Origin of the sequence: Planktotalea sp. (assembly GCF_049680325.1) — a bacterium.
Classification (GTDB): Bacteria; Pseudomonadota; Alphaproteobacteria; order Rhodobacterales; family Rhodobacteraceae; genus Planktotalea.
Window position 1 is genome coordinate 1 of sequence record NZ_JBAUHO010000025.1, and the last position, 9,498, is coordinate 9,498.

The window sequence follows — 9,498 nt, forward strand, 5'->3', positions numbered from 1 at the left end:
CCGTCGCTTTCATCCGCTTCCACAACCATCCATTCGCCCTGCCCCATACGCGCGTTCGAGCCATATGCATGAATGATGCCGCCATTCACAACGGTCGGGTCAAACTTGCCCGCATCAAGCAAAGTCGCAACCATCGTCGTTGTCGTGGTTTTGCCGTGCGTACCTGCAACTGCAATGTTCAGCTTAAGGCGCATCAGTTCCGCCAGCATTTCAGCGCGGCGCACGACAGGCAGGCCACGGCGGCGCGCCTCGTCCAGTTCGGGATTGCCCGGCTTGATTGCAGAGGAGATCACGACGACCTCTGCGCTTTCCAGATTTTCGGCCTTTTGACCCACGAAAATATGTCCGCCCAGCTTTTCCAGACGATCCGTGATCGGCGATGTACGCAGATCAGAGCCTTGGACAACATAGCCATGGTTCAGCAGAACTTCTGCAATGCCAGACATGCCAATGCCACCGATGCCAACAAAATGGATCGGACCAACATCGCCGGGAAGTTTGGTGGGTGGGCTCATGGTTTGGGCTGCGTTCATCGTCAGATCTTTCATTTGGTCTTTGTCGCGAGGTGCTCCACCAGCGCAACAAGTTGTTGGGTCGCGTCAGGCTTGCCACATGACAGCGCGGCCTGCGCCATTTGCTCGGCACCCGCAGGATTGGACAGCACCATCACAAGTTGCTCGCTCAAAGCGTCAACATCAAAGGCACTTTCAGGGATCAGGATCGCGCCGCCTGTCTCAACCAATCCGCGCGCGTTGGCGCTTTGATGATCGGCGGTTGCAGCTGCGAAAGGAACAAGGATCGAAGGGCGACCAATGACAGAGATATCTGCAACAGAAGACGCGCCAGCGCGGGAAATAACCAGTTGTGCTTCGCTCATGCGGGTTGGCACATCATGAAAAAAGGGCTGCACATCGGCACTGATGCCGTGATCTGCATAAAACTGCGCAACGCGCTGCCCGTCCTCGTCGCGCGCCTGGTGCGACACGCGCAGGTTTTGCAGAATGTCCATCGGCAGCGCGGCAATTGCGGGTGGCACAACATCAGACAGAATGCGCGCCCCTTGCGAGCCGCCCATTACCAAAAGGCTCATCGGATAATCACCGGGCGGGATGTAGCCAGCACCGGCACGCTCGAGCACGCTCGCACGCACCGGATTGCCAGTATGAAACCCCTCGATACCGTCGGGCAGAGTTGTGGGCCATGTGCCGCAGGCAATGCTATCTACACGTTTGGCAAAGACCTGATTGACCCGGCCCAGCACGCCGTTTTGTTCGTGAATCATTCGCGGGCGGCGCAAAATGGTTGCCGCCGCAAGCGCGGGAATGGATGGGTAGCCGCCAAAGCCGACAACGACAGCAGGCTTATCGCCCAGCATCTTGAAGACCGAACTGAGGACACCGCCCGCAATACGCGGGAGCACAGCCAGCTTGGCCAAAAGACCGCCGCGCGCAAATGTTGCGCTGGCGATCTGTTCGATCTCTACAGTATGTGGAAAGCCGCCCGTATAACGCGCGCCGCGCGCATCGGTGCTGAGTTTCACCCGCCAGCCCTTGTGAAGCATGACTTCTGCCAGTGCTTGCGCGGGGAACATATGCCCCCCCGTTCCACCTGCCGCGATAACAAGAAGCGGCGCTTTATCACTCATCTTGTACGTCCCCGAAGAATGTCCCCGATTTGGCCCTGCGGCCGCGTGCGGGTAAAGGCCAAAAGCATGCCGACTGCAATCCCCCCCGCGATCAGGGAAGAGCCGCCGTAGCTGACGAATGGCAATGTCATGCCCTTTGCAGGCAGCAGGCGAACCGCAACGCCCATGTTAATCATCGCCTGAACTGCGAACATGCAAGCCAGGCCTGTGCCTGCGAGACGGATGAAGGGATCACGTTCGCGCATCAAACGCAGCAGCGAGCGTACGATGATGCTGGCGTAAACTGCGATAATACAAAGAACCAAAATCAGCCCGTACTCTTCAGCGGCAACCGCGATAATGAAATCTGTATGCGCATCGGGAAGGGACCATTTGACTTCCCCCTCGCCCACGCCGACGCCAAAGAACCCGCCCTCGCGAATAGCGTTGGTTGCGTACCCCAGTTGTGTCGTCGGATCCACATCTGTGGACAGAAAGCCGTCGATGCGGCGCGCGAAATGTTCAGAACTGTTGTAGGCAAGCATACCGCCAGCAACGACCAGCCCTGCCATCCCGAGCAACAGCGTCATCGGCGCACCGGCCACGAAATACATGACGCCCCACCCAAACAGCACCAGCGAAGCCTGACCGAAATCAGGCTGCATCGCGAGGATCAGCACGATTGTCACGGTCAGCATAAAGGACCAAAGCCGCCCGGGCGGTCCGCCGATCTCTTGCGAGGCGGCCATCATCCAAGCGGCAACAACGATAAAACCGGGCTTGAGGAATTCCGAAGGCTGCACCGAAGCAAAGCCCAGTGAATACCAGCGCGTTGCCCCTTTACCGAAGTCCGTACCAAAAAACGGAAGTAAAATCAGCGCGATAAAGGCAAACAGAAAGCCAAGAACCGCAAGGCGGCGCACAACAACAGGGCTAAGCATCGAGGTGATGAACATCGCCGTGAGCGCGAGCCCGCCAAAGAAAGCCTGCCTTTGAACATAGTGGAACGGATCAAATCCGTTCTTCGCAGCCAAAGGCGGCGACGCCGCAAGACCAAGCAAAATGCCGATCCCGAACAGGATGAGAATGCACGACATCGACCATTTGTCGACTGTACGCCACCATTTCGGCAGCACCGGCTCGCCATCCCGCACAGGGACGCTGCCATAGACCATTTCTGTCATAGATCACCGCTGATCGTTGCCTCGAGTATGTCCTGTTATTCAGGATCTGGGGGCAATGTAGCGAATCAGTGATTCGATTGCCAGTGTTCTTTGCGATTAAGCGGAATGCCGCGGGGCGGCATGCTTTTTTAGCATGGCCGTGGGCCATGCGGTTTGCCTCCGGCGGGGATATTTGTGAGAGAGAGGAAGACAGGATTCTTCTTGAGGTGGTTTTGTATGGAATTTGACACCGTAATCATTGGTGCAGGCGCTGCGGGAATGATGTGCGCCGCCCATTGTGGCGGGCAGGTGTTGGTTGTCGATCACGCTAAAGCCGCAGGTGAGAAGATCCGCATTTCTGGCGGCGGACGTTGCAATTTCACAAATTTGGGAACCTCTTCGGCTAATTTTATCTCGAAAAACCCGCATTTTTGCAAATCGGCGTTAAAGCGATATACGCAATGGGACTTTCTTGATCTGATCGCACGGCACAAGATTGACTGGCACGAAAAGACTTTGGGCCAGCTGTTTTGCGATGGCAGCGCCAAGCAGATTGTTGCCATGCTTCTGGATGAAATGACAAAGGTTGGTGCGCAGCTTTGGTTGCAAAGTTCTGTGCGCGAGGTTCGTTTTGATGGATCGCGCTATGTTTTGAGCATTGAACGTGACGGGGCGCTTGCTGAAGTAAGCGCGCGCAATTTGGTGTTGGCCAGTGGCGGCAAGTCGATCCCGAAGATGGGCGCAAGCGGTTATGCCTATGATGTTGCGCGCCAGTTCGCTCTAAAGATCACAGAGACGCGCCCCGCCCTTGTGCCGCTAACGTTTTCCGATCAGCGCTATGCGCCGATCTCCGGCGTTGCGGTTCCTGCAAGGGTTACGGCGGGCGGTACGGGTTTTGATGAGGCTGTGCTGTTCACCCATCGCGGATTGTCGGGACCTGCGATTTTACAAGCATCGTCCTATTGGAAAGAGGGCGACAGTGTTACATTGGATATTGACCCAAGCGGCACCCTGTTCGAGCAGCTGCGCAGCGCGCGCACCGAGCAAGGCAAGCGTGATGTGAGCACCGTTCTGACGCAGCGTTTTCCGGCGCGTCTGGTGCAACATCTGATGCAGGAATTCGCCATCAGCGGGCGCATCGGGGATCAATCCGACAAGGCACTGGAGGCGCTCTGCGATCAGCTTCGCAGTTGGGAGCAGCGCCCGACGGGAAGCGAGGGGTATCGCACAGCAGAGGTTACCTTGGGCGGCGTTGATACCGATGGTATTTCGTCGAAAACCATGGAGGCGAAGGCGCAAAGCGGACTTTATGTGATAGGTGAAGCATTGGATGTAACAGGTTGGTTAGGCGGATATAATTTCCAATGGGCATGGTCCAGCGGATGGGCCGCCGGGACTGCGATTGCAGCTAGGCTAGACTAGATTTTCGGATCCGGATTTTCGGTATGCCCGTCAACGGCGATGACCTGGCCACAGACAAGGCGTGCGCCCTCACCGCCCAGAAAGACAGCCATATGAGCGATATCCTCTGCCGTTACAAAAGACCCCATGGACGTCCCGCCAGCATAGCCTTTGTAGACCTGATCGCGGGTCATGCCTTTGGCCTTGGCTTCACGCTCTAACACGCCTTCCATGCGCGGGCCCTCGACGGCTCCTGGGCAGATCGCGTTGACGCGGATGCCATGTGGTCCAAGCTCCATCGCGAGGGTTTTCATCAAGCCGATCACGCCCCATTTCGCCGCCGCATAGGGTGCGCGATTGGGGTAGCCGTGCTGACCCGCGGTAGAGGAGGTCAGGATCATTGCACCCTGCCCCTGCGCCTTCATCAAAGGTGCGGCGTATTTCGCCGTCAGGAAAGCACCGCCAAGGGTGATGCCAAGGCAGGCGTTCCAGTCGGTGAGGTCCACGTCTTCGATTTTTGCGGTTGGCCCTGCGATACCAGCATTGGCGCAGACCACATCGGGCGCACCCCATTGCGCTTTGATATCAGCGAAGAGCTGCATCATTTGAGGTTCATTTGACACATCAACCACGCTGCGCTGCCAGTTCTTCGGGCAAGCGTTAAGCGAATTTTCATCAACGTCCGTTATCCAGACGTTGAATCCCGCGTCTTCAAAGGCCAGCGCCATGGCCTTGCCAATGCCGTTTGCCCCGGCGGTGATGAGCGCAGTTTTCATGCGCGCACACCAACAGATGCCCCTATTCCCGCGGGTTTGGATAGGTTTGCGTGGGCCGTTGCAATACGTGTCAGGTTCGCCTTGATTGATGGCCCTGGTATGGATGGGCGGCGCGTTTCAAGGTCGACGTGGATGAGCATATGTTCGCCCGTGGCGAGCAGGCGCTCGCCCTCATACATTTCGTGCCAAAGCTGCATCTTCTTGCCCTCGCCCAGCAAGACCTGCGTGCGGACCTCGATCCGTGCGCCTGCGTGGACTTCGTCGAGGTGGCGGATGTGGGTTTCGGCAGTAAAGTATGACCCGCCTGTCGAGATGTATTCCGCGTCACAACCGATGATTTCCATCAAACGGTCTGTCGCATCGCAAAAGGCCTGTAGATAGCGCGCTTCGTTCATGTGGCCGTTATAATCGGTCCAATCGAGCGGAATGGCGCGGCGCACGGTGACAATGGGCCGGGTTTCGTCGATTTCGGGCGCATTCGCGCCAAGGTGTTTGTCCTGCGCATTCAAAAGCGCGCCTGCACCCCAATCCTGCGTTTTCAATGCACGCATCATGGCGACGAGATTGTTGTCGCGAATGCGCTCAAGCTCGCGGATGGAATGGTGACCCGATTGCGCGTCCGACTGGCCCGCGATCAGATCGACAAGCTCGTCCGTGAACTCGGGCACGTCCATCAGTTTTGTCCACGGCCATTGAAGCGCGGGGCCGAATTGGGCCATGAAATGCTTCATCCCCGCCTCGCCGCCCGCGACGCGGTAAGTTTCGAACAGGCCCATCTGCGCCCAGCGAATGCCAAAGCCATAGCGGATTGCGTCGTCGATTTCTTCGGTTGTGGCTATGCCGTCCTTGACGAGCCAAAGCGCCTCGCGCCAGACTGCTTCTAGGAAGCGATCAGCAATGTGAGCGTCGATTTCTTTTTTGACGTGCAGCGGGTGCATGCCGATTGCACTTAGAATTTCCTTGGCTTTTGCAATGACATCCGGCGTGTTCTTTTCGGTTGTCACCAGTTCGGCCAGCGGCAGCAGGTAGACGGGGTTGAACGGATGGGCGACGACGATCTGTTCAGGGCGCGCTGTGCCTTCCTGAAGTTCGGACGGTTTGAAGCCGGAGGTCGAAGAGCCGATGACTGCACTTTGAGCACAATGCTCCATCAAGGACGTGTAGACCTTCTGCTTGAGATCGAGCCGCTCGGGCACGCTTTCCTGCACCCAGATTGCACCGCTGACCGCCTCTTCCAGCGTGTCATGAAAGCTGAGACTGCCTTCCTCGGGCAGCGCGGTTTCGAACAAGCCCGGGAGCGAGCGGCGCGCGTTTGCGAGCACTTCGCCAATCTTTCGCTTGGCCTCGGGGTCGGGATCAAAGACACGCACGTCCCATCCGCTTAACAAAAAGCGGGCAGCCCAACCGCCGCCGATTACGCCGCCACCAATGATTGCTGCCTGCTTCGTCATAATGTGATCCTACTTCTGAAGAACGTCTTCTAATTTGTTGATATCGTAACCGTTTTTAGTCAGAATGCCTTCTGCCACCTGCCGCTTTTGCGCGCTGATTTCCGGCGTGCGGGCAAGTATCCAACCTGTCGTTCCTTTAGGCGCACCGACCACCGCAAGGTCGTAGCCCGGGCTGACATAAAGCACCCAATAATCGCCGCGCGCAAAAGGCAGCCAAGGCACGAACGTGACGGAAAGCTGACCTGGCCCTTCAAGCCGCGCGCTGCCATCGGCCTGTTCAACCGGCCCGTCCAGAGCGCCCTTGCGGCATGTGTTCAGGACGCGAATGTCTCCGTCCGTGCGCAGGGAGTATTCTGCTGTGACGCCCACGCAGCCCTTTTCGAACCGATTGGGAAAGCGTGCGATTTCGTACCATTTGCCAAGATAGCGATTGAGATCCAACGCGGCGACGCTCGCCATCGGAACTGAACGATCGCGGTAACGCTCGGCATTTGCGGGCAAGGCTGCAAGCAGCGCCATGAGAGTGCTCAGCAGTGCTGTGATTTTGCGCATGATGCGCTCCTTATGATTTAGGAGCGCGCTTGGTCAGGCCGAGTTTGGCGCGGACTTCTTCTGGTCCGATCACCCGCGCGCCCATGTTTTCAATAATCGTGACAGAGCGCTCTACAAGCTGTGCGTTGGTGGCAAGCACGCCTTTATCCAGCCAGAGGTTATCCTCTAGCCCGACGCGCACATTGCCCCCTGCCAGAACAGCGGCTGCCACATAGGCCATCTGGTTACGACCTAGGCCAAACGCAGAGAAGGTCCAGTCGTCGGGCACGTTGTTCACCATCGCCATGAAGGTGTTTAGATCATCGGGTGCGCCCCAAGGTACGCCCATGCAAAGCTGCACGAGTGCGGGGCTTTCAAGGACGCCGTCCTTGACCAGTTGCTTGGCATACCACAGGTGGCCTGTGTCGAAGGCCTCGATTTCTGGTTTGACACCCAGCTTGGTCATCATCGTGCCCATTGCTGTCAGCATGCCGGGGGTGTTGGTCATGACGTAATCGGCTTCTGCGAAGTTCATCGTGCCGCAATCCAGCGTGCAGATTTCAGGCAGGCATTCGGCCACATGCGCGACACGTTCGGTTGCGCCGACCATGTCGGTGCCTGCAACTGTAGGGAACGGAGATTCCGTGTTGCCAAAGATGATGTCCCCGCCCATGCCTGCGGTCAGGTTCAGGACGACGTCCACCTCTGATGCACGAATACGATCGGTAACTTCGCGGTAAAGCGCGAGATCGCGCGAGGGCGCACCCGTTTCAGGATCACGCACATGGCAATGCACGACGGCGGCCCCCGCTTTTGCTGCGTCAATCGCACTGTCTGCTATTTGCTGGGGCGAGCGCGGCACATGCGGGCTGCGGTCTTGCGTGCCGCCAGAACCGGTGATGGCAGCGGTGATGAATACTTCGCGGTTCATGGTGAGTGGCACGATGCGGACTCCTTAACGTGTTTGCGCCACGTTGCCGCGAATTGGGATTGTGCGAAAGCGAAAAAGCGACGGCGCGTGTCGCGATGCGCCACGTGCATTGCAGGCATGCGTTTTGCACGGCTTGTTTAGCGCTAACAGCGTAGCGATATCGGGAGGATGAAAAGAAAAAGAAAGGACAAGGCTATGATGACCTTGATTGAAACTATGAAACAGCGCGCTGCGAAGGCCGCTAAATACCGTGAAACTGTGACCGAGCTTGAAACACTGAGCCGCCATCAGATGCTGGATCTGGATATCTACTACGGTGATATCAAAGAAATCGCGCGCAAGGCCGTTTACGGGGCTTGATGCACCGTTAGAAACGGGCACTCGCCCGCGTTACCCCGCTTCCAGCTCCAACAATGCGCGCTTGCGCCAGACCCCGCCAGCATAGCCCGTCAGCGCGCCATCAGCGCCAATGACGCGGTGGCACGGGATAACAATAGCGATCTGGTTTGATCCGTTGGCGCGGGCGACGGCGCGGGTCGCGGTCGGGTTTCCAAGCGCTTCGGCCTGCGCGCCGTAGCTGCGGGTTTCGCCATATGGTATGGCTTGCAGCGCGCGCCAGACCGATGTCGTGAACTCTGTGCCATGCAGCGCCAAGGGCAGATCGAAGTCTTTAAGTTTGCCTGCAAAGTAACGTGCGAGTTGCTCTTGCACCTGACGCGTCACTTTGGATTGCCCCGGCGCGATCACACCAACATGTGCCGCAAGTTTGGCAAGCTCTTTGGGCAGTTCTTTACGGTCTGCAAACTCCAGCAGGTGCAGATGCGTGGCATCGCAGATCGCCACCATCGTCCCGAGCGGTGTTTCGATTGGATGGGCGAACAGTTTGGCCGCCTTTTGCGATGCACCGAGCCATCCATTCAGGTGCCGCGCGAAATCAGCAGCCCCTTTGAACGCGGGCGCGACTTCGGGCAAAGGCTCTGCCCCAAGATTAAAGCCCAGTTGTTCCATCAATAGACCATTGGATGGGCACGATGCGCTTGGGTGATATCGTCCAAGACCTCTTGGCCGAGAGTAACGTCAACACTTTTGAGCGCGTGTTCCAGCTGCGCAGTGCGCGTTGCGCCGAAAATGGCAGAGGCCATAAAGGGACGTGTGCGGCACCATGCCAGCGCCATATGCACGGGGTCGAGCCCGTGTTTCTGCGCAATCGCGAGATAGGCATCAACCGCAGGCCAGACGCGATCGGTAATGCGCCCCCCGAGGCCATCAACAAAAGAGCGGCGTGATCCATCGGGGATTGCACCGTTCTGGTATTTCCCTGTCAACAAGCCCGTCGCCAGCGGCGAAAACGCCAGCAGGCCGACATCTTCATTCACGCTCAGCTCGGCCATATCCGTGTCATAGAGGCGGCACAGAAGCGAGTATTCGTTCTGCATTGACGCCACGCGCGGGCCATGGCCTGCCTCGGACAGACGCAACCATTCAGAGGTGCCCCATGCGCTTTCGTTGGATAGGCCAAACGCACGAATTTTCCCTGCATCCACAGCTGCTTGCAACGCTTCGAGTGTTTCGATCATGTGATCGAGCGTTTCCTGACGGTTTTGGGTCGATGGATCATAGG

Annotated in this window: 11 protein-coding genes; 2 read left to right on the top strand and 9 right to left on the bottom strand. The window is 57.7% G+C overall.

Features of this window, described 5'->3' with window-relative positions; genetic code table 11:
* From WBC85_RS01370 to ftsW, 3 genes are all read right to left on the bottom strand, one after another.
* Positions 1 to 515: Mur ligase domain-containing protein (locus WBC85_RS01370; protein WP_424432891.1), on the bottom strand; the 515-nt coding region annotated here is incomplete at its 3' end.
* A gap of 29 nt (positions 516 to 544) precedes the next feature.
* Positions 545 to 1,645 (bottom strand): UDP-N-acetylglucosamine--N-acetylmuramyl-(pentapeptide) pyrophosphoryl-undecaprenol N-acetylglucosamine transferase, encoded by a 1,101-nt coding sequence (locus tag WBC85_RS01375; protein ID WP_424432892.1) that lies wholly within the window; start codon positions 1,643 to 1,645, stop codon positions 545 to 547.
* Positions 1,642 to 2,808 carry a putative lipid II flippase FtsW gene (gene ftsW, locus WBC85_RS01380; RefSeq protein WP_424432893.1) on the bottom strand — a complete coding sequence of 389 codons (1,167 nt, stop codon included), beginning with the start codon at positions 2,806 to 2,808 and terminating at the stop codon, positions 1,642 to 1,644. The genes WBC85_RS01375 and ftsW overlap by 4 nt, the downstream gene beginning before the upstream one ends.
* 216 nt (positions 2,809 to 3,024) lie before the next feature.
* Here ftsW and WBC85_RS01385 point away from each other — a divergent pair, with 216 nt between their 5' ends.
* The gene (locus tag WBC85_RS01385) at positions 3,025 to 4,209 is read left to right on the top strand and encodes an NAD(P)/FAD-dependent oxidoreductase (RefSeq protein WP_424432894.1); all 1,185 of its coding nucleotides are present in this window, start codon (positions 3,025 to 3,027) and stop codon (positions 4,207 to 4,209) included.
* Here the strand turns inward: WBC85_RS01385 and WBC85_RS01390 are convergent.
* Genes WBC85_RS01390 through WBC85_RS01405 form a run of 4 tightly spaced genes read right to left on the bottom strand, consistent with a single transcriptional unit; the run spans position 4,206 to position 7,877 of the window.
* Positions 4,206 to 4,964, bottom strand: coding sequence for an SDR family oxidoreductase (locus WBC85_RS01390; protein WP_424432895.1), 759 nt, complete (start codon positions 4,962 to 4,964; stop codon positions 4,206 to 4,208). The genes WBC85_RS01385 and WBC85_RS01390 overlap by 4 nt on opposite strands.
* Positions 4,961 to 6,415 carry a carnitine 3-dehydrogenase gene (locus tag WBC85_RS01395; protein WP_424432896.1) on the bottom strand — a complete coding sequence of 485 codons (1,455 nt, stop codon included), beginning with the start codon at positions 6,413 to 6,415 and terminating at the stop codon, positions 4,961 to 4,963. Before WBC85_RS01395 ends, WBC85_RS01390 begins: the two co-directional genes overlap by 4 nt.
* A gap of 9 nt (positions 6,416 to 6,424) precedes the next feature.
* The gene (locus tag WBC85_RS01400) at positions 6,425 to 6,967 is read right to left on the bottom strand and encodes a lipocalin family protein (protein WP_424432897.1); all 543 of its coding nucleotides are present in this window, start codon (positions 6,965 to 6,967) and stop codon (positions 6,425 to 6,427) included.
* Positions 6,968 to 6,977: 10 nt separating this feature from the next.
* Positions 6,978 to 7,877: a 3-keto-5-aminohexanoate cleavage protein gene (locus WBC85_RS01405; protein WP_424432901.1), complete on the bottom strand. Its 900-nt coding sequence runs from the start codon at positions 7,875 to 7,877 to the stop codon at positions 6,978 to 6,980.
* 195 nt (positions 7,878 to 8,072) lie between these two features.
* On the opposite strand from WBC85_RS01405, the gene WBC85_RS01410 reads away from it, so the two are divergent.
* The gene (locus WBC85_RS01410; RefSeq protein ID WP_424432898.1) at positions 8,073 to 8,237 is read left to right on the top strand and encodes a hypothetical protein; all 165 of its coding nucleotides are present in this window, start codon (positions 8,073 to 8,075) and stop codon (positions 8,235 to 8,237) included.
* 30 nt (positions 8,238 to 8,267) lie between these two features.
* Here the strand turns inward: WBC85_RS01410 and WBC85_RS01415 are convergent, their stop codons facing one another.
* Both WBC85_RS01415 and WBC85_RS01420 read right to left on the bottom strand, forming a co-directional pair.
* Positions 8,268 to 8,885 (bottom strand): methylated-DNA--[protein]-cysteine S-methyltransferase, encoded by a 618-nt coding sequence (locus WBC85_RS01415; protein WP_424432899.1) that lies wholly within the window; start codon positions 8,883 to 8,885, stop codon positions 8,268 to 8,270.
* The coding region (locus WBC85_RS01420) for an aldo/keto reductase (protein WP_424432900.1) at positions 8,885 to 9,498 on the bottom strand (614 nt) is incomplete at its 5' end. The genes WBC85_RS01415 and WBC85_RS01420, both read right to left, overlap by 1 nt.

Excerpts from the sequence above, each read along its gene's own strand:
- WBC85_RS01375 (WP_424432892.1), bottom strand. The coding sequence starts at position 1,645 with ATGAGTGATAAAGCGCCGCTTCTTGTTATCGCGGCAGGTGGAACGGGG.
- ftsW (WP_424432893.1), bottom strand. The coding sequence starts at position 2,808 with ATGACAGAAATGGTCTATGGCAGCGTCCCTGTGCGGGATGGCGAGCCG.
- WBC85_RS01385 (WP_424432894.1), top strand. The coding sequence starts at position 3,025 with ATGGAATTTGACACCGTAATCATTGGTGCAGGCGCTGCGGGAATGATG.
- WBC85_RS01390 (WP_424432895.1), bottom strand. The coding sequence starts at position 4,964 with ATGAAAACTGCGCTCATCACCGCCGGGGCAAACGGCATTGGCAAGGCC.
- WBC85_RS01395 (WP_424432896.1), bottom strand. The coding sequence starts at position 6,415 with ATGACGAAGCAGGCAGCAATCATTGGTGGCGGCGTAATCGGCGGCGGT.
- WBC85_RS01400 (WP_424432897.1), bottom strand. The coding sequence starts at position 6,967 with ATGCGCAAAATCACAGCACTGCTGAGCACTCTCATGGCGCTGCTTGCA.
- WBC85_RS01405 (WP_424432901.1), bottom strand. The coding sequence starts at position 7,877 with ATGAACCGCGAAGTATTCATCACCGCTGCCATCACCGGTTCTGGCGGC.
- WBC85_RS01410 (WP_424432898.1), top strand. The coding sequence starts at position 8,073 with ATGATGACCTTGATTGAAACTATGAAACAGCGCGCTGCGAAGGCCGCT.
- WBC85_RS01415 (WP_424432899.1), bottom strand. The coding sequence starts at position 8,885 with ATGGAACAACTGGGCTTTAATCTTGGGGCAGAGCCTTTGCCCGAAGTC.